Origin of the sequence: Tunturiibacter gelidiferens (assembly GCF_051013345.1) — a bacterium.
In the GTDB taxonomy this organism is placed as follows: domain Bacteria; phylum Acidobacteriota; class Terriglobia; order Terriglobales; family Acidobacteriaceae; genus Edaphobacter; species Edaphobacter gelidiferens_A.
Genome location: NZ_CP132939.1, coordinates 5,736,494 through 5,758,465 on the forward strand (window position 1 = coordinate 5,736,494; position 21,972 = coordinate 5,758,465).

A 21,972-nucleotide genomic window follows, 5' to 3' on the forward strand; every position below is an offset into this window, starting at 1 on the left:
CTAACGGTGCCACCACGTTCGTGGGTAGTCGACGCGTCGAAGAATGAGTTAATAGCCCTTCACCACAACGACTCGTACCTGCGATATCGCACCCACACACTCAGCGAGAAGGGCGACGTAGTTCGCGACGTCGTTGAAAGTAAAGATGGAACTGTGGCGCGGCTGATTATGAGGGACGGAAAGCCGCTGACGGAGGAGCAGGATAAAAGCGAGCGGCAACGGCTGAGCGATATGATCGCGTCACCATCAACCTATTTCAGGCATATTCGAAATACCGATTCGGAGCGGAAGATGGCGGACAAGTTAGTGCCTTTGATGCCAGATGCGGCGATTTATACCTACACCCCGGGCCAGCCGCAGACCGGCAAAAACGGCGGCGCGCGGGAGATCGTAATCGACTACAAACCGAACCCGAAGTTCAATCCACCAAATACCGAGGCCGAGGCACTGACTGGGCTCGAGGGAAGAATCTGGATCGATGCCAAGTCGCATTATCTGGTTCGGATGGATGGGACGATCGCGCGCGGGGTGAACTTCGGCTGGGGCATGCTGGCCCATATCTATCCTGGGGGCAAACTAGCATTGAGCCAAACCAATATTGGTGAGAACAGATGGATATTCACTTATTTTTCAATGAAGCTGAGCGTGCGTGCGCTGATGTTGAAAACGGTTAACGTCCATACCGAGTCGACTGCCAGTGATTTTCAAAAGCTTGGTCCGATGAGCTATCAGGACGCCATTCGCATGATGCTGGATACGCCTTTGCCGGGCCGGTAGACGATCACGCTGTCACACTAGCCTTAGCGTGGAGTGTTTGTCGGCGCACGGTGAGGGACTCGACGCGGTCGCGCTGCACTTCGAAGCCTCTGCCAACTGTGGTTGGGACTGCGATCTCACCTTTAGCACTGACGGTGACCGGTGGCTCGATGATGTCCTGCGTCCAATATCGGCTGGAGGCAGAAACGTCGCCGGGAAGAGAAAAGTTCGGCAGGGACGCGAGGGCGATGTTGTGAGAGCGACCGATACCGGTCTCCAGCATACCTCCGCACCAGACGGGAATACCGCGCTCCTCTGCCGCGTTATGAACGGCGATGGCCTCGCTAAAGCCGCCGACACGGCCGACTTTGATATTGATAATTCGACAGGATTCCATGTCGATGGCGGCGAGGGCGTCGCGGCGGTTGCGGATGGATTCGTCCAGGCAGATCGAGGTTTCGAGGCGCTTCTGCAGCATGGAGTGGAAGTAGAAGTCGTCGTACCAGAGCGGCTGCTCGATCATGAGCAGGTTGAAGCGGTCCCAGTCGACGATATTTTCAAGGTCTTTCATGCGATAGGCGGAGTTGGCATCGCAGCTGAGGGTGATGTCGGGCCACCGGTCGCGGACCGCTTCGAAGATATTGACGTCCCAGCCTGGTTTGCACTTCAGCTTGATGCGCTGATAGCCTGCCGCGAGTTCGGTGGCGATCGTGTCCATTAGATGGTCGGGCGAGGGTTGAATGCCAATCGAGACTCCGCAGGGGATGACGTCGCGTGTTCCGCCAAGGAGTTCAGCCAGGGAGACGCACTTGGCCTGCGCTTCGAGGTCCCATACAGCGTTTTCGAGCGCAGCCTTGGCCATGCGATGGCCGCGGACTTGCCGGAAGATATTCGGACAGTCCCCGCCGCGGTCCAGATTGGCTTCGAGGAGACGGGGGACGAGCTCCGACTCGGTGATGATCCAAGCCGTGTCGATGGTCTCGTCGCTGAAGTACGGGTGTTCGCCGGCGACGCACTCCCCACGCGGTGAGGCCTTCGGATTCCAGTTCTATCAGGAGAATACGGCGGCTAGTGGTGACGCCGAAGCTGGTCTCGAAGGGATGAGCTAAGGGCAGGTTGATCTCTCGGAGGTGAATCGCATCGATGTTGAGCATGTACAGTCCTGTCTTTCCGAATTGCTGGATCGTGGCGGGTCTGGTGGGTCTGGCTCAGTGAAATTGTATGCGATCGCGGGTGTTGATATGTCAGATCTCTGAGGTGTTATTCCAGGGGGCAAGGAGGAAACTGCCGTTGCCCTGTGTATCCCGTTCGTACCCGACGACGGCCAGTCCGCGCTGAAACGCCGATTCGAGCGCCGTCCGGTTGTCGCTCTGGAGCGTTCTGGCGAGGCTTCGTTGCTGAGGGTCCTGCTTCCATTGGTAGATGGTATGGGGGACCATGATGCGTTCAAGTATCTGCTGGGGCTGAGGCTCGCCTCGGAGCAGATCCGCTACGTGACGGGAGCGCAGCCACCACTCCGCGTATAGCCTATCGGTCGGGAGGCCGCCCTGCAACGGGGAGGAGGAAGGCCCGTAAAAGTCCGGCTGATAGCGCCGAACGATAGCGCCGAGCCGGCTAATGTTCAGGTGCGAGTTCCTGATCTCCAGAGGATCGAAGGTCCATTCCATTAGATCGATGCCGCGGGCAATGGCGTCGTCGCGCTGGGCGAGCTTGAGACGGCGGCCGATGCCGGCGTTGCGGTGCTGCGGGAGGACGGCGAGCATGTGGGAGTGGAGATAAGACTTGCCTTCGCGGTAGCCAGGCAGGGACATGGCGAAGCCGACGAGGGTATCGCCATCGAAGGCTCCCAACACCTGTCCGCCGATGCGCTGTGCGACTACGAAGACCCGCCGGGGACTACGTCGCCGTCACTGTAGCCCCAGACTTCCAGCTGGAGGACGACGCAGCGCTCAAAGTGTTCGAGGCTGGTAAGTGACTGGATGTGGATGGCTGTCTGAGGACTGGTGTTCATGACCTTGTGGGTTCGGTGGCGGCGTTCTTCGCTTGATTCCATAGTATTTCGAGCTGATCGGGGTGGAAGCCGCCAGAGCTGCGCTGTTGCCCGCGGCAGACTCCATTGCGGCGAAGCGACGGCGAAACTTTGTATTTGTGGCACGCAGGGCAGATTCGGGGTCAACCCTGAGGTGTCGGGCGAGGTTGACCGCTGTGAAGAGAATGTCTCCCAGCTCTGCTTCGATCGCGGTTGTGGAGCTGGCCGTTGAGGATCTGGCGGTTGAGGAGGGATCCAACTCGGCCTTGAGTTCGCCGATCTCCTCGTGCAGCTTGTCGAAGAGGCCGTCTGGATTAGGCCAGTCAAAGCCTACCTTTGCTGCGCGAGAGCCGAGTTTTCCTGCTTCCATCAAGGCCGGCATCGAACTAGGAATATCGTCGAGCATGGAGGTTTGTGTTGAGGCAGATCCCTTCTTTTCAGTCTGTTTGATCTGTTCCCAGTTGCGCAGAACGGCGTTGGAGTCAGTCGCCTCAGCGCCGGCAAAGATGTGTGGATGGCGGCGAATCAACTTGGCGTTCAGGTTCTCAGCTACATCCCGGATCGTGAAGTAGCCGGCCTCGGAGGCCATCTGAGCGTAGAAGAGTACCTGGAGGAGAAGATCGCCCAGCTCATCCCTGAGGTCAGGCCAGGCGCGGCGCTCGATAGCGTCGAAGACCTCGTAGGTCTCCTCGAGCGTATGCCGCTTGATGGAGTCGAAGGTCTGCTCGCGATCCCAGGGGCAGCCGTCCGGGGCGCGCAGACGTGCCATGATCGTTATGGCCTCAGCGATCGGGTCCGCGGTAGGTGAAGCGACCTCTTGCAGGAGACTCTCCGGGCTTGACTCGGGCATATCTTCCATATCTTCAACTTTACCCGATGACTTAGTCGATGACATGCTTCCGGCCTCGAGGTAAATGCATTATCCTTTGCAGAATATGGTGCCAGAGCAGGAAGCTAACTCTAAACCAAGGCAACGCAGGAGTCGCTGGGTACTGCTGCTTCTACTGCCTTATCTTGGACTGTGTTTCCCCATAGTCTATGCGCGTTCAACACCGGCGCTCTGGGGCTTTCCATTTTTCTACTGGTATCAGTTTGCGTGGGTCATCCTGGCCTCTGTGCTTTTGGCTATCGTCTATCGCAAGCTCAAAACGTAGCCTCTATAGCACGGCATTTTGATGCCTTTTCGAGCGTAAGACGGAGTTAGAAAACGAACGCGCCGACAAGAACATCGGCGCGTTGCGTGACTTCGAGTTGAGTGAACTGACTACATCTGGCCGTTTGGCTTGGTGGAGGCAGCAGTACCTGGCTGATCGCTGTTCATGTTTGTCATAAGCTTGATGTCGACACGACGATTCTTTGCGCGACCCGCGGCTGTGCTGTCACTCGCGACCTGCTGGTCCTTGCCGATGCCAATTAAATAAAACTTATGCGGCGGGATGTTGTATTTCGATGCTAGATAGTTGACCACGGCATCAGCACGATGCTGGCTAAGTTGATAGTTATAGGTTGCATCACCTACTGAGTCGGTTCCACCAGTCACCTCAAGGATGTAACCGCGGGTACTGCTGAGATTTGCCGCCAGATCGTCGAGCTGCTTTTTATCAGCTGCCGTTAGAACGTACTTATCAAATGCAAAGGTAACGCTCACATCCGAGATTTGCTTATAGTTGTCCAGATTGGCGACGACGCCACTCAGGCTGTCGACCCGGTTATATGCTTCCTTCGCAGATTGGTTAGCCGCATCGGCGGATTGCCCGGCTGCAAGGGCATGCTGATCGGCTGTGTTCGCTGCAGATTGTGCGCCCGCGATTCCGCTCTTGGCACGCTCGTCTGTGTCGACAATATTGCGGTGATCGGCGGCAGTCTTGGTGTCGAGATCATTCGTTTGTTGGATGATGGGGGCGGTCTGAGAGCGGACGTAGTTCTTTGTCGAGCATCCCATCGTAAACGTGAGGGCGAGAGCACTGGCAAAGGCGGCGGTGCAGGCAGATTTGATCTTCATGTCCCTATATTTATTGGAGCTCATTCTCTTTCACTCTCCTGGTCGTAAATGCTGCAGCGGTTGATCCACAGCAGTAGATAAGATGCAATCAGAGCGCCAAAACGTTGGCACAATTAACTACAATATTCTCAAATACTTACGGCAACGAGCATACCTGGCCGAACAGCGCGACTGGTGTCTGGCAGGAACTTTTGATCGGCTGTCGCGTCAAATCTACCGAGCAAACATGTGCACACAGCAGCCGCAAGAAGCTGCGTCTACACTGAGATGCAGGCTTTGACACAGGCATGGATCTTCATCAGAAAATTCGAACTCTCCCCACTCAGCCAGGTTGCTATCTCTATAAAAATGCTGAGGGCGAGGTTATCTACGTCGGTAAGGCGAAGAACCTCCGTGCACGGGTGCGCTCATATTTTTTAGAGGCGTCGCAGGCTAATGCCAAGACGGGAACCCTGATGCGCGAAGCCGTCGATGTGGAATACATCACGGTTGCCAATGAGCATGAGGCGCTGGCGCTGGAAAACAATCTCATCAAACAGAAGAAACCGCGCTTCAACATTCTGCTGAGAGACGACAAGACGTACCCATACATCAAGCTGACGATGAATGATCGCTACCCAAAGGTCTTTGTGACCCGCAGGCTCCGGAAGGACGGCGGGGCCTACTACGGTCCTTATTTTCCGGGCAATCTGGCCTATCGGCTGGTCGACCTGATCCATCGGAGCTTTTTGATTCCAAGCTGCAAGGTTGACCTGTCGCGATATCATCCGCGGGCATGCCTCCAGTACTACATCAGGCGCTGCCTGGGGCCTTGTCTGGAGGGACTGACAACACCGGAGGCTTACCGCGAGACCGTTCGTGACGTCCAGCTCTTTCTGGAGGGAAGACCTAACGAGCTCGAGCAGTCGCTGACGAAGCGGATGGAGGCTGCGGCAGAATCGGAGCAGTTTGAGATGGCTGCGCGACTGCGCGATCAGATCGTTACGGTTCACCAGATGCAGGACAAGCAGCGCATGGCGAGCGCCGACAATGAGGATGCCGATGTCTTCGGCTACCACTTTGAAAACGAGATGCTGGCTGTGAATCTGTTTCATATGCGCAGCGGAAAGATCGTGGACCGCCGTGACTTCTTTTGGGAGGACCTGCCAGGGTCTCTGCTGGATGCTGCAACGGCGGCGATCTCGGAGGTTGACGAATTGGAGGCTCTGCCTCGCATGGAGCCTGACCCTTCGGCGCCGGCACCGGAGATCGGCGAGGGTATCGCCATCGTGCAGCATGCTGCGGTATCGGAGCTGGGAGGTAGTTTCAACGCCGGCGTGTTTTTCTCTGCTCTGCTGAAGCAGCTCTATCTCGATCAAAGTTACGTGCCACGATCGATTCTTGTGCCCATCGAGTTTCCTGACCGAGCGCTTCTGGCTGAGGCGCTCACACAGCGAACGGGCAAACGCATTGAAATTCTTGCGCCACAGCGCGGAGAAAAACGATCGCTCGTCGATCTAGTCTGTCAGAATGCAAAGCAGTCCTATGACCAGCGATTCCGAGTGCTGCAGCCTGGAATGAAAGCGATCCAGGAGGCGTTGCAGGATGCTCTCATGCTCGAGGAGCTGCCGCGCAGGATCGAGTGCTTCGACATCTCGCATATTCAAGGCGCCGAGACCGTGGCCTCCATGGTGGTGTGGGAGGACGGCGCAATGAAGAAGTCCGACTACCGGAAGTTTCAAGTAAAGACAGTCACTGGAGTCGATGACTTCGCGAGCATGCGCGAGGTGATTCAACGTCGTTACAAACGACTGCAAGAGGATAACAAGCCCTTCCCTTCCCTGATCTTGATCGATGGAGGTCTAGGACAGCTGCACGCGGCTTATTCCGCGCTTGAGGAGATCGGCGTGACGCTGCAGCCGCTGGCATCGATAGCCAAGAAGGAAGAGATCATCTACGTGTACGGGCAGGAGAATGAGCCGGTGGTGCTGGACCGACGGTCTCCGGTGCTGCACCTGATGCAGAAGATCCGCGACGAGAGCCATCGATTCGCCGTGACCTACCATCGCAAGCGACGCCAGATGCGCGACCGCGACAGCGAGCTTCTATCGATACCCGGGGTTGGGCCGAGAACTCGTCAACGATTGATCGAACACTTCGGCAGCGTGCGCGGGATCAGGCAGGCTGGTCCGGACGCGCTCACTGCGGTAGTGAATACCGCAACTGCTGAGCGAATTCGTAACTACTTCGCCGCGGAGGCGTCTGGCAATGCGGTGCTGCCGGTCTTGAACGAAGCTTCTTGACGTTACTCGGCGCTGTCGGTCGGCGGAACTGCACCGCCGAATTTGAAGGTGTTGCAGGCGGTGATCGTTCCCTGCTGAAATCCCCGTTTGAACCAGCCGACGCGTTGCGCGGATGAGCCGTGGGTGAAGCTCTCCGGGCTGACGGTTCCTCGCTCCAGGCGTTGTATGTGGTCGTCGCCAACCGCCGCCGCGGCTTGCAGGCCAGCGGTGATATCGGAGTCGTGAACGATGTTGCGCTGTGCCGTGCTGTGCGCCCATACGCCCGCGAAACAGTCCGCCTGAAGTTCAAGATCGACAGAGAGGCGATTCCTCTCCGACGGATTTTGACCTGACAGCTGTCGCACTTTGCCTTCGATTCCAAGGAGATCCTGCACATGGTGGCCTAACTCGTGAGCGACGACATAAGCCTGGGCAAAGTCGGCGTTGCTGCCCCCGAGGCGTCTCAACTCATCCCAAAAACTAAGATCGATGTAGACCTTTTCATCCGCGGGACAGTAAAAGGGCCCGCTCTGCGACTGAGCGGTGCCACAGCCTGAGTAAGTGCGACCGCGAAAGAGCACGAGCGTTGAGCGCTGGTAGTTTTTGCCTGTCTGCACGGGAAGAAGCTTCGTCCAGGTGTTCTGCACATCATCCAACGTCCAGGAGACCAGCTGCGCCGCTCTCTTCTCCTGAGGCGATTCACTAGCCGGAGGGCGGTTGGCCGGGGAAGGCGCGCTCTGTTGCGTGTAGGACGGCGACGCGCTGTGGCCGGAGAGATAGCTGCCGATGTAATTACGGCCCGTGACCAGGCTGACGACTAGCAGAATCAAAAAGCCGACGATCCCAATACCACCGCCGCCAAAGCCTCCACCGCCGCCTCCGGAAGAACCACGTCTGTCTTCAATGTCGCCACTGAGCCCGCCGCCAGGTGTCCAGTCCATAGTTCACTCCAGTTGGTGCGTCTCCATCTTATAAGTAAGATGTTTTATTCCGTCTCACTCAAGTCAGGTTTTATCGCCAATTTGCGAGTCGGTGAGGGCTGCCCGGCAAGACGGACAGAAGGTTGAGGTTGCATTTATTACTTTCCGCCCAGCGGCGGGGGTGTGCTACTCTCCGGAAACCGATGCCAAATAGCAAGTCTGAACTGCCCCGCGTTCTGAACGCGTCCCACGCGACTTCCATCGTCGTGGGCATCATTATCGGTAGCGGTATTTTCCTGGTGCCGCGGGAGATGATGGCTGCGGTGGGTTCGTCTCGCATGGTCTATGTAGTCTGGATTGTGGGTGGCCTGCTCTCACTCTTCGGCGCCATGACCTATGCGGAGATCGCTGCCGCAAGACCGCGGTATGGCGGCGAGTACGCTTTTCTCCGCGAGGCCTATGGGGATCTGACGGGCTTCCTCTACATGTGGACTCAGATCACGGTGGCCAAACCTGCTTCGCTTGCTACCATCGCTGCCGGGCTCGCGCGCGTGTTGGGGACGTTCGCAGTCTTCAGCTTTTTTGCGCGTCCAGCTTTCCTTCATCTTTTCTGGGGACAGATCTTTGCCATCGTGGTGACGTGGCTTATCGCCATTCTCAACATTATCGGGACGAGAAGATCTGCCAACGTGCAGCTTCTGCTCACGTGGCTCAAGGGCTTGCTGATTCTCGTGATTGCGGGTTTCTGTTTTGCAGCCGCAGGCCAGCATGGCTCGTGGCACAACTTCAGCACCGACTTTGCGGGAGCCCGCGGAGGGTTTACGGGCTTTATGATCGCGCTGGTCGCCGCACTATGGGCCTATGACGGGTGGAGCGATGTCGTAACCATGGCGGGCGAGGTGCAGAAGCCGCAACGCAGCATGCCGCTCGCTTTGGTCGGAGGCGTTGCCATCGTCGGTGCGCTCTACATGCTGACCAACGCTGCCATTCAATTTGTATTGCCCGCAGCAACAATCGCCGCAGCGGATCGACCTGCAGCCGACGCAATGCGACTCGTCACCGGGCCGTGGGGAGCGACCTTAGTGTCGATCGGTATGGCGGTCAGTATCTGCGCGACCTTTGTAGGATCTTCGCTCTCCGGTGCGCGCGTACCATTCGCAGCGGCTCGCGATGGGTTATTTTTCAAACAACTGGCGCATGTGAATTCGCGATTTCAAACACCGTCGACCGCATTGATCCTTCAGGCTGTTCTGAGTTCACTGCTGCTACTTGCCATCGGAAAGTTTCAGGCGCTGTTTTCGCTGGCCATCTTCGGCGAGTGGCTGTTCTACATGCTCACAGCCAGCACGATCTTTGTGTTTCGCGGTCGTGACCGAGACACGCCGCGTCCATACAGCATCTGGGGATACCCGGTGCTGCCGGCCCTGTTCATTCTGGCGGCAGCGGTACTGCTGGTGTTTTCGTTTGCGGATCAGCCGCGGAACTCCCTGATAGGAACCGGGATCATCCTGCTTGGAGTGCCGCTGCACTACCTGCTGCAACGAAGACGAACTGCCTAACTGCGATTCTGGATGACACGCTCGTAGACGCGCACGTACTCGGCGGCCGGCTTATCCCAGGAGAAGTCCTCCGCCATACCTCTCTGCATCATTTGAGCCCATTCCTGCTTATTCCGGAAAGTTTCAAGAGCGCGCTTGAGCGCATCGAAGAGCGCCCACGCACTGTAGCCCCAAAATTTGAAGCCATTACCGCCGCCGTTAGGCTGCTCATCGATGGTGTCGTCAAGGCCACCGGTAGCGCGGACAACCGGAATCGTACCGTACTTGAGGCTGTAAAGCTGGTTCAGGCCGCCGGGTTCATATCGGGACGGCATCAAGAACATGTCGGCCCCCGCCTCGATCTTGTGCGCCATTACATTGTCGAATTTAACCTGCACGCGCACCTTGCCGGGATGGCGGTCGGCCATCTCCACCAGGAGACTTTCGTAGTACTCTTCGCCTCTACCCAGGATCAACAGCACCATGTCTTCCTGCACCAAACGATCCATGATCTCGACGATGAAGTCGAAGCCTTTCTGCGTGGCAAAGCGGGAGACTACGCCGATGACGGCAGTGTCATCACCGACATTTTCCAGCCCATACGCGTGGAGCAGATCCCGACGGCACTCCTTCTTGCCAGCGAGATTTTCTGGCGTGTAGTGCGCTGCAATGTGGGAGTCGGTCGCCGGGTTCCACTCTTCCGAATCGATGCCGTTCGTAATTCCGAGAAGGTCTGAGCTGCGTTGCCGAAAGACGCCCTCGAGCCCGTTGCCAAACTCACTTGTCTGGAGTTCTTCGGCATACTTGCGGCTTACCGTAGTGATTGCATCCGCATACAAGATGCCGCCTTTCAGGAAATCGACTTTGTCATAGTGTGCGAGTTTTTCAACCGTGAATAAATCCGGCGGGAGGAGCAGTTCTTCGATGGTCTGCGGAGGAAACCATCCCTGATGACCGGCATTGTGGATCGTCAAGACCGATGGAACGTGGCGAAGGACAGGATCGAAGTAGTAGATGGAGCCGAGCATGACCGGGAGCATCGCCGCCTGCCAATCATGAACGTGGAAGACGTCAGGCACGCCGAGCATCTTAGAGGCTTCGATCACCGAGCGGCAGAGAAGGCCGAAGCGCTCGGCATTGTCGGAGTAATCGCCGGAGGGCGTCTCATAAAAATGCTCGCGATCAAATAATTCGGCACAATCGATAAAGTAGGTCTGGACGCCGCCCTTGTTTCCACCGTCGAGGATACGTACGAAGCGATTATAGGACGGGAAAGGAATCGTCACACTGGGCAGTACAACGGGAGGGTTGGGTACGGATTTGGCGACTTGCCGGTAGTAGGGTAGAAAAACACTGACGCGATGTCCGAGTTTGGCGAGTGCGCGTGGAAGCGCGCTCACTACATCTGCCATGCCGCCCAACTTCGCCCAGGGGGAACACTCCGATGCTGCGAAAACAATATGCATACCTTCGTCCTTTATCTTTGCAACCAAACCGTTAGTGTATAGAAGAGCACAGGAACAAACCGCAAACATTGGATGCTGATGAAACGTAAGCCGAAGCTGGGGCAGAATTTTCTCGTTGACGACTCCGCCCGTCACGCCATCGTCGATGCCCTTGGTGATCTTAGCAAGCGCACCGTCATCGAGATTGGCCCTGGCCATGGGGCGATTACCGACATACTCGCAGGACGTTGCCACAAGCTGATTGCGCTCGAACTCGACCCTGCTCTCGCAGCCGAATTGACCTTTCGGTTTCGCGATCACCCGCAGGTACAAATTCTCGAGTGCGACGTTCTAGAGACGGACCTGCGAGCGCTCGTGCCTATGGGGGAGACGGCAGACGTGATCGGGAATCTGCCGTACTACATCACCTCGGATATTCTGCTGCAACTCTTCGCTGCTGGCAACGCCGGCACGCTCGCCCGCGCCGTTCTGATGATGCAGCGAGAGGTAGCCGATCGCGTCTCGGCGGCACCGGGTGTTCGCGACTATGGCTTGCTCTCCGCGACGGCGCAGATGAACGCGCAGGTCGACAACCTATTTACGCTGCCGCCGTCCGCTTTTTCGCCTCCTCCAGATGTTTACTCCACCGTGCTGCGGCTGCACTTCGCGCCAAGGTTTGCTGAGCTTGGAGTCGATCCTGACGGGTTTAACATTTTTCTTAAGCAGTGCTTCGCGCAGAAGCGCAAGACGCTTCAGAATAACCTCCGTGCCGCTGGCCACTCCGCCCAACAACTCTCCGCGGCATGGCCACGCAGTATCCCGGCGCAGGTACGCGCCGAAGCAATCGCGCTGGAGTCGATGGCAGAGCTCTATCGATCATTATTTGAGCCGCCGATGCACAATGAGTAAGTTCTTCGCGTGATTGCTGCGCCGTAATCAGCAGGAGCTTCAAGGACGATCCGATGCAACCTGCTCCAGCATCTTTGCCGCCCGCAATCGAACGCGTTGAATCACTGCAGTGTCGTCTGCGATTGAAGCCAGCGTCGGCGAGATCGTTCCCAATTCGAGCGCACGTCCCTCCTTCACTTCGTCCGCGAAAGAATTCATTTCGGCATCGAGGCCGAGGCGATCGTAACGATGCAGAAACTCCAGCTTACGTCCTTCATCGAGCGTAAAGGCGATTCCATGGAAGGTATCGGTCAGCGCGCCAACCATCTTGTTCTCTGAGTAGTTGTAGACACACGATCCCGACCCATCTGGACCAACATAAGTGAGCGTCTTCGTGCCGGTGTCGGCTATGTTCTTCGCCTTGGAAGCACATTCGACATTGAGATGATTCAGTCCCCGTGCCGCCTTGAAGATCTTTGCGACGACGCCCGGAGTCAGGTTGATCGGCCGATCGACATGCTGCGCCGCCTGGCCCCGCATCGATGTCTGCGTGGCCGGAATCTCTGCCTGGTCCGCCTGGTAGGTGCCCGCTCCATCCTCATAGATCCGCAGAGTGAACCGCGGGACGGGAAGCCCCGTGTGGTCGAACTGAAAGCTAACCTCGGCCTGTTTCGTTGCAGCCACCGCAGGTTGCGCTTCGGGTGTCTGGGCCATTGTCGAAAAAGCCGAGCCCAGAAACAGAGCCGTGCCAAGCACAACGCTCGCTGTTGCTCTCATCGGCGCGCGCCCTGGAGTTCAAGTGTCTGCGCGGTATGGATATGGCAGATCGCAATGGCCAGCGCGTCGGCTGCATCTGCGGAGTCGAAGGCGTTTTCGTTGTTGAGTAGACGCCTCACCATGAACTGCACCTGCTCTTTGGCAGCCAACCCATAGCCTACCACCGAGCTTTTTATCGAGAGCGGCGCATACTCGGCCACAGGCATTCCACAAGTCGCCGCGGCCAGCATCGCGACGCCTCGCACCTGGCCAAGCTTCAACGCAGATTTTGCATTCGCCGAGAAGAAGACCTCCTCGATAGCGACGATCTCCGGCTGGTGCAGGGTCATCAAGGCAGTCAGCTCAGCGTAAACCTGAGCCAGCCGTTGCGGTGTCTTCTCTTTCTTGTTGAGCCGGATGGTACCAGCGGCAAGGTGAACCAGCCGAGGCGTGCGGGCGTCGCAATCCACTTCCACTACACCGTAGCCGGTGAACTCTGTTCCGCAGTCGATGCCGAAGACTCGCATGGGCGAAGTTTACTGCATCTCGCATCAGCATCGGACTATCAAAGTTGAGTCCACCCAAAGTAACTGAGTGAATTAGCGGGAGATCCCCTCCAGCGGCGAACTGGCCGTGGCGTATAGTTTGCGTTGCATCCTGCCCGACAAGAAAGCCTGCCTACCCGCCAGAACAGCATGCTGCATCGCTTCGGCCATCAAGAGGGGTCTTTGGCGGCAGCGATCGCGGTGTTCATCAGCACAGCATCAAATCCCAACTCCATCGCGACCGCCGCATCGGAGGCAGTGCCGACGCCTGCATCCACGATCAGCGGCACTTCGGTGATCAGTTCCCGCAGAATGCGCAGGTTGGCCGTATTTTGCAGCCCAAGTCCGCTGCCGATGGGTGCACCAAGCGGCATAACAGCCGCCGCACCAGCGTCAATCAGCCGCTTGGCAAAAACGATATCGTCTGACGTATACGGCAGTACGGTGAACCCCTCTTTGACCAGTACGCGAGTCGCTTCGAGCGTCGCTTGCACATCGGGATAGAGGGTCTGCTGATCGCCGATCACCTCGATCTTGACCCAATCCGACAGCCCCACTTCGCGTCCCAATCGCGCTGCTCGAATTGCCTCCTCGGCGGTGTAGCATCCAGCCGTATTGGGCAGCAGGAAATAACGCCTTGGATCGATGAAGTCCAGCAACGACTCGCTCGTACGGTCCAGGTTGACCCGACGAACCGCGACCGTCACCATCTCAGCTCCTGAGGCTTCGATGGCGGCCTGTGTCTCGGCGCCATCTTTGTACTTGCCTGTCCCAACAATCAGCCGAGATTGAAAAGCTCGTCCTGCAATCACCAGAGGTTTCATAGTTAATATCCTACCGTTAGGATGCGGGCAAAACGCAAACGGCTCGCACTCTAAGGAGAGCGGCGAGCCGTCTGGCGGTGAACTGTTGAGATTGACCTGAGGCGTCCATACTCGGACTTGGCCTCGGCGTGGACTTTTCTACAAAGACCGCCAGGACTAGAGCTATGGACGCTCTAAGCCTCAGTCACCTCACGTTGCGTTGAACTACATCTTCCATCAATTTTCATAGGCTGGACCATCCTCCTTTCCCGTGTAAAAGCAGACTACTCCCGACGTCCGGTTGCATGCAAGTATGGCGGCAAAGTGCGGGAGGTGCATCTCCAAACGTTCGGGGTGGCATCAGATTGAGAGTGGTGATCCTTGCCCACGGAAAGAAAGGCGCTCCACATGAAGGCCGCAACTATTGTTGGCATTCTCCTGATAGTCCTTGGAGTCATCGGATATGCCACCGGCGGTCTCTCTTTTACCCACGAGAAGAAAGTTGTCGACGCAGGACCGGTTCAGATCTCGCGTAAGACTCAGGACACATTTCCCCTCTCTCCTATTCTGAGTACAGTCTGTTTATTAGCTGGGATTGGTTTGGTTGTGGTCGGAGCGAAGTCAAAATAAAGCGATCCCGCTGTTCCTCGTGGGATGATTGCAGAGAGGCCGGACCGTAGCCGCTGCAAGGTCCCTCACGAGCTAAGTGGAGCGGGGGCGTTCTCTTTCTGTTAATCTGCAAGCCTGAAGATTAATTCAATGACAAAAGACCTTTTGCGAAGGGGCTGCCTTACAGGCGTTTGTACCCTTCTGTTTATTGCCTGCAGCTTTGCCATAGCGCAGAGTGACACGGGCGTGGGTCCAGTGCAGACGCCACAGCCGGACGCGCCGACTCCGTCTCCCGAGACCGATCCTTCGGCTCCGACGATGTTTCCGCACTGGGAGAATTCCCGGTTTCTCATCGGCGGTCAGGCAAACATTATCTTTCAGGCGCACGGGCCATTCCACTCCCCTATCAAGACACTAATAGTCTGCTCCCCCGCGGAGAGTACAAAACCTCGCTGCTGGGCACGCTCTATCTCGCCGCGCAGGCGATTCGTAACCCACGGTTTGCTCTGGATGGACTCTTCGACCTCGAATCCGCAGGCGGTCGCGGCGACAGCGAGGCCCTGGGACTGGCCGGTTTCACTAACCTGGATGTGGTCCGCAATCCGAATCTGGGCTCGACGCCCTATATGGCGCGCGCGCAGGTCCACCAGACGATTGGCTTCACAGGCAAGCTCATAGAGAGCGCCCGGACGCAGTTCTCTCTTGCCACCGAGGTGCCGGAGCGACGCCTGGAGTTCCACGTCGGCAAGATGAGCCTGCCCGACTTTCTCGACATCAACAGCATCGGCAGCGACAGCCATTTGCAGTTCATGAACTGGACGGTCGACAACAACGGCGCGTGGGACTACGCCGCCGACACTCGCGGCTACACCTACGGCATCGTCAGCGAATACGACGACAAGGTTTGGTCTGCCCGATACGCCCTCGCGCTGATGCCGACCGTGGCCAACGGAATCGATCTGGACTGGGCTTTGCGGCGTGCCAGCGGCCAAAACTGGGAGTTCGAGCTTCGCAAACCTCTGCTGGGAAGGCTACTCCCGCCTGACCGCAAAGGCACCGTTCGCGTACTCAGCTTCGTTAACCACGCTCACATGGGCTTGTATCGCGACGCCAATAAGGCTTTCCTCGCCGGCGAAGGCACGCGGCCGGTCATCCAGAACTCTGAGAAGTACGGCGCGGTAAAGTACGGCTTCACCTTCAATGCCGAACAGGAGTTGACAGAGAACGTGAGGGTGTTTGGCCGTCTTGGATGGAACGAAGGCCAGCACGAGTCCTTTGCTTACACAGAGGTTGACCAGACAGTGGAGTTTGGTGGCGACTACTCTGGCCGCAAGTGGTCTCGCCCCAATGACAAGCTGGGTCTAGTCTTCGTCTCCAATGCCATTAAGAAAGATCACCAGGCGTACCTGAAGCTCGGAGGTCTCGGCTTTCTTCTGGGCGACGGCAAACTGAACTACGGCCGAGAAGACATACTCGAAAGCTACTACAACCTGCATACATGGCGCGGAATCTACTACGCGCTCGATCTGCAATTCATCGATCATCCTGGCTACAACCAGGATCGCGGTCCCGTGCTGGTCGAATCAGTCCGCATGCACGTCGATTTCTAGGCATCACGCCTACCTATACTTTTTTGGCGCAAAGTCTTCGGAGGAAGAGACTTAGGTCCGGACTTCCGCCTCTTAGCCCTTGCAGTGAACGCGCCCACGAAACCGTATACTCATCGGGTGGACCAGCTCGGCATCGTTCTCTTCGCAGCGTTTTTGTTTGGACTTCTCTTTGGCAGCTTCCTCAACGTCTGCATCTCGCGACTTCCACAGCGTCAGTCGGTGGTCCATCCGCGCTCACGGTGCCCGCAGTGTGGAGCGCCCATCCGCTGGTACGACAATATTCCCCTCCTAAGCTGGGCTCTTCTTCGGGGACGCTGTCGTGATTGCAAAGAAGCTATTTCATGGCGCTATCCGTTGGTAGAGGTCGCAGTTGGAGTGTGGTTTTGGTTGAGTACCGCGAGATTTCTATCCGAATACAGTCGAATACACGACTTCGGGCACGATTTCTCTTCCGCAGACTTTCAGCGCGGCATTGCCAGCTTCGGCATCGCGATTCTCGGTTTTGGGCTCATCGGCCTGATGGTGATGGACTGGCAGACCATGATCCTGCCTGACTCCTTCACGCTCGGCGGCATCGCCATTGCCCTCTTCCTCGTCTGCACCCAGGCCCTCTTCCTCGGTCCAAACGAAGATGAGGTCGTTCTGACCAAGCACCACATCCAGCTAACGAGTCCCGGCGGTGTAGTCGATCGCGGCAATCTCTTTTTACCGGTCCAGAGAGCCTGATCTTCGGGCGTATCGCGGCTGTCTGCGGAGCTGCGCTTCTGCTTCTGCTCATTCGCTGGCTCTACAAGGCAATCCGTCACCGCGAGGGCATGGGACTGGGCGACGTGAAGCTGCTCGCCATGATCGCGGCCTTTCTCGGCTTCTGGCCAGCGATCCTGTCGCTCTTTCTCGGGACCCTGGCGGCTGCGGTCTATGGAGCGGCACTTCTCGCGCGTGGCAAGGCAGGAGCAACCTCCCGACTCGCCTTCGGCAGCTTTCTTTCGATCGGCGGACTGGTCAGCGCACTCTTCGGTAATTACCTGATCAATATGTACATAGCGTTGCTTCGATAGCCGCACATCGACCTGACAATCGCTTGACACTTGCCAGCCGCAATCTTAGAGTCGAAGATGGCCATGCACAGTTACCCCTACATTTGGAACTACCTTCCACTCGTGCTTCAGGTTCTGGTCGCTCTCGGACTCGCTGTGGGCATGGTGGGCGCCTCTTTTGTCATCGGAAAGCATAAGAATTCACGCACCAAGGCCGGAGCTTATGAGTGCGGCATGGAGGTGATCGGGGACGCCCGCGGCCGCTTCACTGTCCGCTTCTACATGGTTGCGATGCTGTTCATCCTGTTCGATGTTGAAGCCGTCTTTATGCTTCCTTGGGCTGTGATCTTCCGTCGTCTGCCAGCCATCACCGGCTCACGCATGTTCGGCTTCTACGAGATGCTGGTCTACCTCGGCTTCGTCGGCGTTGGCCTCTTTTACGTCTGGAAAAAGGGCATCCTGAACTGGGCTAACGATAAAGGGGACCTCTAATGTACGATCCAGCCTCCGCCATCAAGGGCAAACAGGCCGTCTTCGAGGCTCATCCTGAAAACGCCGCGGTCAAGGCCCTGGCCGACCTTGCGACAGATGCCAAGTATGACCGAGCTGAGCTGACCATCACGGTGGCTCGCGAGAACATCATCGCAGCAGTTAAAGCCGCTCAGCAGGCTGGCTACAACTTCCTGGAAGATGTCACAGCAGTAGACTGGTACCCCTCCGAGCCGCGCTTCCAGATCACTTATCACATCCTCTCGCACAAGTTGAAGGAGCGTGTGCGCCTCGCCGTTCGCCTCGATGGAGAGGACGCCGCGCTCGACAGCATTACTTCGGTCTGGCCCTCCGCCAACTTCTACGAGCGCGAAGTCTTCGACCTCTTCGGCGTCCACTTCGGCGGCCATCCCAACCTTCGCCGAATCATGATGCCAGAAGACTGGAAAGGGCATCCATTACGCAAGGACTACCCCGTGGAGGGCTACCGCTAATGACTCCCCTGTTGAAGAACTTACCGGAGTGGCGGCTATCAATCCGGGCATAGATGATTTGATCGCCAACTCAGCGCGAAATCGACAGAACCCTCCGTCCGGCGATCAGACGATGATCATCAACATGGGTCCGCAGCATCCTTCGACCCATGGTGTGCTTCGTCTTGTGATCGAGGTCGACGGTGAGACCATCGTCGGAATGGCTCCGGACATCGGCTACCTGCATACCGGCATCGAGAAGACCTGCGAGGCCAAGTTCTACCAGCAGGTCGTCCCCATGACCGACCGCATCGACTATCTCTGCCCCATGACCAACAATCTCGCCTACTGTCTTGCGGTAGAAAAGTTGCTGGGCCTCGAGATTCCCGAGCGCGCCATCTATCTTCGCGTCCTCTTCAACGAACTCACCCGCATCCAGTCGCACCTGGTCTGGCTCGGCACCCACGCCATGGACATCGGCGCGCTCACGGTCTTCCTCTACTGCTTCCGCGAGCGCGAAGAGCTACTGCGAATCTTCGAAGCTGTAGCGGGCCAGCGTATGATGACGAGCTACGTTCGCATCGGGGGCCTCAGCCTCGAACCACCGCGTGATATCTACGATAAGATCCGCACGTTCCTCAAGAACTTCCCCGCTCATGTAGAGGAGTACGAAGGCCTGCTCCAGAATAACCCCATCTGGATGAACCGCCTGAAAGGCGTGGGCTACCTTTCGGCCGAAGATGCGATTGCGCTGGGCGTCACCGGTCCCCGCTACGCGCCTCTGGAGTCGATTTCGACGTTCGCCGCGACATGCCGTACTCCGGCTACGAGAAGTTTCAGTTCAATGTGCCGGTCTCGGATGTCGGCGACGTGTGGGCGCGCTACATCGTACGCATGCAGGAGTTCCGCGAGTCGGTCAAGATCTGCCTGCAGGCGCTTGACGGCCTTCCCGAGGGAAGCATCGTCGCCGACGCACCTAAGATCATCCTGCCAAACCGTGAGCAGATGAAGACCCAGATGGAGTCCCTCATCCATCACTTCAAGATTGTGACCGAAGGCTTTGGCGTTCCGGCCGGTGAGGCGACCAGCTCCGTCGAAGCGCCGCACGGCATGATGAATTACTACGTCGTCTCCGACGGCACCGCCAAACCCTACCGCGTTCACATGCGCAATCCGGGATTCGCAACTCTGCAGGCACTCGAAACCATGTGCAAAGGCCGTCTCCTCGCCGATGTCGTCGCCGTCATCGGCAGTATCGACATCGTTCTCGGAGAGATCGATCGCTAATGAATGTCGCTGACACCAAAGCGCAGATTCACGCAAGCACTTTCAACTCTGAAGAGGAGGCTGGGATGCGTGCCGCACTTTGGGTGTCGCTGGTTTCTGAATTGCGATCGAAGTCATCGCTTATGGAAGCGGCAGGACAATTAGAAAAACCAACCATAGACGAGCCGCTTTATCAAGAATTCACAATGACAGCAAACGAAGGATTTCTTAGCGTTTGGCTAAACGGCGATACCGGCAAAGGAAGCTGGAGAGTCATAAGCAAACTCCTGGACATGGCGGAACCTTGGTTCTTGTCAACCTCAGGCGATTTCAAACTGGATGGAGAGGTAATGAATCTCTCCGCGGCGGCAAGCAGATTTATCGCAAAAGTTTCCGGGCAATGGATTGGGCCAGCATCAACTTGATGGATAGTAGGCTTCACACCGAACTTTGGACCTCGTGGGCCTCGCTGCTTCGCTCTTACGCGGCCGCCCACGGATTGAACAGCAGGCATCATGCGGTAGTTGAAGTCGGAGCAGAAGAGATTACACTTCGTGTGGCCAGCCGTTGGCTTCGCTTCACGCACGAGACGATGGAATCAAGTAATGGAAGCCGCTCCAGCTTCAACATGCAGGAAGATGGAACGGTCAAACTGAACGGTATCGCCGAAGAGATGGACCTTGCCGCCGAGAGGCTGGCGCGGGAGATGATGCAGAGTGAGTGAAATAGCCAATACGATCTTTTCGCCAGAGACGGCCGCACGCTTCGACCATCTCGTCACTATCTATCCGCTCAAGCGGTCGGCGCTCGTGCCCATGCTGCTCTACGCACAGGATGAGATCGGCTATATCTCTGATGCCGTCATTGCTGAGATCGCGCAGCGCATCGACCTTCTGGAGTTGGACGTACGCAACGTGCTTTCGTACTACTCCATGCTGCGGACCAAGCCCGCGGGCAAGTACAACGTGCAGGTCTGCACCAATATCTCCTGCATGCTGCGCGGCGGGTACGAGATCCTCGACCACTGCAGGCATAAGCTGGGCATCGGCCACAAAGGCACTACCCCGGATGGCATTTTCTCGCTGGAAGAGGTCGAGTGCATCGGCGCATGCTGCTGGGCGCCAGCGATTCAAATCAACTACGACTTTCACGACGATCTCACCACAGAAAAAGTCGACGTTCTCTTCCAGATGTATCGCGACGGCCAGGGAAAGGACGTGAAGTAGATGCCATCACTCGTCTCGCATCCCGATGAGGTAAAAGTAGTCTCCCGTCGCTTCGGCCTGGGCGCAACCGACATCGACAAATATGTTGAACTCGACGGCTATAAGGCGGTTCAGCAAGCCATCGCCAAGGGCCCTGAGTGGATCATCAGTGAGATGAAGGCCAGCGGGCTGCGTGGTCGTGGAGGCGCTGGATTTCCGACCGGAATGAAGTGGTCTTTCGTCCCGAAGCAGTCGGAGAAGCCGAAGTACGTTTTGGTGAACGGCGATGAATCCGAACCCGGCACCTGCAAGGACCATGTCCTCTTCCTTCACGATCCCCACTCCGTCATTGAAGGCACGATGATCGCCGGCCTCGCGATCGGCTCCAAGCTTGGCTTTATCTATCTCCGCGGCGAGTATCGCTACCTGCTCAAGATCGTCGAGAAAGCAGTTGCCGACGCCTACGCGAAAGGTTTCCTCGGCAAGAACATCTTCGGCACTGGCGTGGACTTCGACATCCTCACGCAGACGGGAGCAGGAGCCTACGAGGTCGGCGAAGAGTCCGCTCTAATGGAGTCGCTCGAAGGCAAGCGCGGAGTGCCTCGCATCAAGCCTCCTTTCCCTGCTGTCGTTGGGCTGTATGGTGGCCCTACGGTCATCAACAACGCTGAGACGATCGCCAACGCGCCGCACATCCTGCTGATGGGAGGCGAGGCCTACGCCAGGCTTGGCAGCGAACGCAACGGCGGTACACGCCTCTTCGGCATCAGCGGCCATGTCGAGCGGCCCGGCGTTTACGAACTTCCCATGGGCTACAACCTCAAGCGAGCCATCTACGAGGTTGCAGGCGGCATCAAGGACGGCAAAAAGCTTAAGGCAGTCGTCCCCGGTGGATCGAGCTGTCCCGTCATGACCGCGGACGAGATCGACGTCGGCCTGGACTTCGACCAGATGGGCAAGGCCGGCACCATGCTCGGTTCGGGCGGCATCGTTGTGCTGGACGAGACGGTTTCCATCGTCGAATTTGCTCTCCGCACCATCGCGTTCTATCAGCACGAATCGTGCGGCTGGTGCATTCCCTGCCGCGAAGGTACGGACTGGATCAAGAAGACTCTCACTCGCGTCTATAACGGCGGCGGCAATAAAAAGGACGTCGACAACGTTCAGTACCTTGCCGAGAACATGCTGGGACGCACCTTCTGTCCGCTCGGCGATGCTGCGGCTATGCCCACCATCGCGTTCGTCAAGAAGTTTCGCAAAGAGTTTGAAGACTACATCGAAGGCCACAAAGCCGGAACCCCCATCATCACCGTTGAACAGCTGGTTGGAGCGCACTAAAC

The 21,972-nt window shown here is 57.3% G+C and carries 24 protein-coding genes and 3 pseudogenes; 18 read left to right on the forward strand and 9 right to left on the reverse strand.

What is annotated here, in order from left to right:
* The first annotated feature begins 153 nt into the window (after positions 1-153).
* Positions 154-777, forward strand: a complete 624-nt coding sequence (locus RBB80_RS28945; RefSeq protein WP_433965634.1) for a hypothetical protein — start codon at positions 154-156, stop codon at positions 775-777.
* Positions 778-781: 4 nt separating this feature from the next.
* On the opposite strand, the gene menC is transcribed toward RBB80_RS28945, so the two are convergent.
* Positions 782-1,732 (reverse strand): o-succinylbenzoate synthase, encoded by a 951-nt coding sequence (gene menC, locus RBB80_RS28950; protein WP_433969939.1) that lies wholly within the window; start codon positions 1,730-1,732, stop codon positions 782-784.
* Between menC and RBB80_RS28955 the strand changes: the two genes are divergently transcribed.
* Positions 1,713-1,865 carry a hypothetical protein gene (locus RBB80_RS28955; protein ID WP_433965635.1) on the forward strand — a complete coding sequence of 51 codons (153 nt, stop codon included), beginning with the start codon at positions 1,713-1,715 and terminating at the stop codon, positions 1,863-1,865. The genes menC and RBB80_RS28955 overlap by 20 nt on opposite strands.
* 135 nt (positions 1,866-2,000) lie before the next feature.
* Here the strand turns inward: RBB80_RS28955 and RBB80_RS28960 are convergent, their stop codons facing one another.
* Positions 2,001-2,606 carry a GNAT family N-acetyltransferase gene (locus tag RBB80_RS28960; RefSeq protein ID WP_433965636.1) on the reverse strand — a complete coding sequence of 202 codons (606 nt, stop codon included), beginning with the start codon at positions 2,604-2,606 and terminating at the stop codon, positions 2,001-2,003.
* Positions 2,607-2,705: 99 nt separating this feature from the next.
* Positions 2,706-3,680, reverse strand: coding sequence for a nucleoside triphosphate pyrophosphohydrolase (gene mazG, locus RBB80_RS28965; RefSeq protein WP_433965637.1), 975 nt, complete (start codon positions 3,678-3,680; stop codon positions 2,706-2,708).
* A 40-nt stretch (positions 3,681-3,720) separates the two neighbouring features.
* Between mazG and RBB80_RS28970 the strand changes: the two genes are divergently transcribed.
* Entirely contained in the window at positions 3,721-3,939 is a 219-nt protein-coding gene (locus tag RBB80_RS28970) for a DUF3311 domain-containing protein (protein ID WP_179583564.1), read from the forward strand.
* 110 nt (positions 3,940-4,049) lie between these two features.
* Here RBB80_RS28970 and RBB80_RS28975 read toward each other — a convergent pair whose 3' ends face one another.
* Positions 4,050-4,811 (reverse strand): OmpA family protein, encoded by a 762-nt coding sequence (locus RBB80_RS28975; protein ID WP_433965638.1) that lies wholly within the window; start codon positions 4,809-4,811, stop codon positions 4,050-4,052.
* A 263-nt stretch (positions 4,812-5,074) separates the two neighbouring features.
* On the opposite strand from RBB80_RS28975, the gene uvrC reads away from it, so the two are divergent.
* The gene (uvrC, locus tag RBB80_RS28980; protein WP_433965639.1) at positions 5,075-7,069 is read left to right on the forward strand and encodes an excinuclease ABC subunit UvrC; all 1,995 of its coding nucleotides are present in this window, start codon (positions 5,075-5,077) and stop codon (positions 7,067-7,069) included.
* Between the two features lie 2 nt (positions 7,070-7,071).
* Here uvrC and ypfJ read toward each other — a convergent pair whose 3' ends face one another.
* Complete coding sequence (gene ypfJ, locus RBB80_RS28985) at positions 7,072-7,989, reverse strand: KPN_02809 family neutral zinc metallopeptidase (protein ID WP_433965640.1); 918 nt, start codon at positions 7,987-7,989, stop codon at positions 7,072-7,074.
* Between the two features lie 182 nt (positions 7,990-8,171).
* Between ypfJ and RBB80_RS28990 the strand changes: the two genes are divergently transcribed.
* Entirely contained in the window at positions 8,172-9,527 is a 1,356-nt protein-coding gene (locus RBB80_RS28990) for an APC family permease (protein WP_433965641.1), read from the forward strand.
* Here RBB80_RS28990 and glgA read toward each other — a convergent pair.
* A complete protein-coding gene (gene glgA, locus RBB80_RS28995; RefSeq protein ID WP_433965642.1) occupies positions 9,524-10,972 on the reverse strand; it encodes a glycogen synthase GlgA in 1,449 nt (482 codons plus the stop codon). The two genes, RBB80_RS28990 and glgA, sit on opposite strands and share 4 nt — an antisense overlap.
* Before the next feature lie 72 nt (positions 10,973-11,044).
* On the opposite strand from glgA, the gene rsmA reads away from it, so the two are divergent.
* Positions 11,045-11,860 (forward strand): 16S rRNA (adenine(1518)-N(6)/adenine(1519)-N(6))-dimethyltransferase RsmA, encoded by an 816-nt coding sequence (rsmA, locus tag RBB80_RS29000; protein WP_433965643.1) that lies wholly within the window; start codon positions 11,045-11,047, stop codon positions 11,858-11,860.
* A 39-nt stretch (positions 11,861-11,899) separates the two neighbouring features.
* Here the strand turns inward: rsmA and RBB80_RS29005 are convergent, their stop codons facing one another.
* From RBB80_RS29005 to RBB80_RS29015, 3 genes and pseudogenes are all read right to left on the reverse strand, one after another.
* On the reverse strand, positions 11,900-12,616 hold the full coding sequence (locus tag RBB80_RS29005; RefSeq protein ID WP_433965644.1) for a hypothetical protein: 717 nt from the start codon (positions 12,614-12,616) through the stop codon (positions 11,900-11,902).
* Positions 12,613-13,122, reverse strand: coding sequence for a crossover junction endodeoxyribonuclease RuvC (gene ruvC / locus RBB80_RS29010; RefSeq protein ID WP_433965645.1), 510 nt, complete (start codon positions 13,120-13,122; stop codon positions 12,613-12,615). Before ruvC ends, RBB80_RS29005 begins: the two co-directional genes overlap by 4 nt.
* A 72-nt stretch (positions 13,123-13,194) precedes the next feature.
* Positions 13,195-13,964: pseudogene (locus RBB80_RS29015) on the reverse strand (thiazole synthase).
* A 387-nt stretch (positions 13,965-14,351) separates the two neighbouring features.
* On the opposite strand from RBB80_RS29015, the gene RBB80_RS29020 reads away from it, so the two are divergent.
* The 12 genes and pseudogenes from RBB80_RS29020 (at position 14,352) to nuoF (ending at position 21,970) form a co-directional block, all read left to right on the forward strand.
* On the forward strand, positions 14,352-14,573 hold the full coding sequence (locus tag RBB80_RS29020) for a DUF3185 domain-containing protein (RefSeq protein WP_433965646.1): 222 nt from the start codon (positions 14,352-14,354) through the stop codon (positions 14,571-14,573).
* 569 nt (positions 14,574-15,142) lie between these two features.
* Positions 15,143-16,162, forward strand: a complete 1,020-nt coding sequence (locus RBB80_RS29025) for a carbohydrate porin (RefSeq protein ID WP_433965647.1) — start codon at positions 15,143-15,145, stop codon at positions 16,160-16,162.
* A 117-nt stretch (positions 16,163-16,279) separates the two neighbouring features.
* A pseudogene (locus RBB80_RS29030) lies at positions 16,280-16,507 on the forward strand (prepilin peptidase); the annotation flags it as partial.
* 42 nt (positions 16,508-16,549) lie between these two features.
* Positions 16,550-16,888 (forward strand): hypothetical protein, encoded by a 339-nt coding sequence (locus tag RBB80_RS29035; RefSeq protein ID WP_433970108.1) that lies wholly within the window; start codon positions 16,550-16,552, stop codon positions 16,886-16,888.
* 71 nt (positions 16,889-16,959) lie between these two features.
* Positions 16,960-17,220: a prepilin peptidase gene (locus RBB80_RS29040; RefSeq protein ID WP_433969941.1), complete on the forward strand. Its 261-nt coding sequence runs from the start codon at positions 16,960-16,962 to the stop codon at positions 17,218-17,220.
* Between the two features lie 63 nt (positions 17,221-17,283).
* On the forward strand, positions 17,284-17,691 hold the full coding sequence (locus tag RBB80_RS29045) for an NADH-quinone oxidoreductase subunit A (protein ID WP_433969943.1): 408 nt from the start codon (positions 17,284-17,286) through the stop codon (positions 17,689-17,691).
* Positions 17,691-18,182: an NADH-quinone oxidoreductase subunit C gene (locus tag RBB80_RS29050; RefSeq protein WP_433965648.1), complete on the forward strand. Its 492-nt coding sequence runs from the start codon at positions 17,691-17,693 to the stop codon at positions 18,180-18,182. The genes RBB80_RS29045 and RBB80_RS29050 overlap by 1 nt, the downstream gene beginning before the upstream one ends.
* Positions 18,183-18,294: 112 nt before the next feature.
* Positions 18,295-19,448, forward strand: a pseudogene (nuoD, locus tag RBB80_RS29055) (NADH dehydrogenase (quinone) subunit D).
* The gene (locus RBB80_RS29060) at positions 19,448-19,852 is read left to right on the forward strand and encodes a hypothetical protein (protein ID WP_433965649.1); all 405 of its coding nucleotides are present in this window, start codon (positions 19,448-19,450) and stop codon (positions 19,850-19,852) included. Before nuoD ends, RBB80_RS29060 begins: the two are co-directional and overlap by 1 nt.
* Positions 19,852-20,151: a transcriptional regulator gene (locus RBB80_RS29065; protein WP_433965650.1), complete on the forward strand. Its 300-nt coding sequence runs from the start codon at positions 19,852-19,854 to the stop codon at positions 20,149-20,151. Before RBB80_RS29060 ends, RBB80_RS29065 begins: the two co-directional genes overlap by 1 nt.
* Positions 20,144-20,653: an NADH-quinone oxidoreductase subunit NuoE gene (nuoE, locus tag RBB80_RS29070; protein WP_433965651.1), complete on the forward strand. Its 510-nt coding sequence runs from the start codon at positions 20,144-20,146 to the stop codon at positions 20,651-20,653. The genes RBB80_RS29065 and nuoE overlap by 8 nt, the downstream gene beginning before the upstream one ends.
* A complete protein-coding gene (gene nuoF, locus RBB80_RS29075) occupies positions 20,654-21,970 on the forward strand; it encodes an NADH-quinone oxidoreductase subunit NuoF (protein WP_433965652.1) in 1,317 nt (438 codons plus the stop codon). It abuts the gene before it with no gap.
* Positions 21,971-21,972 lie beyond the last annotated feature (2 nt).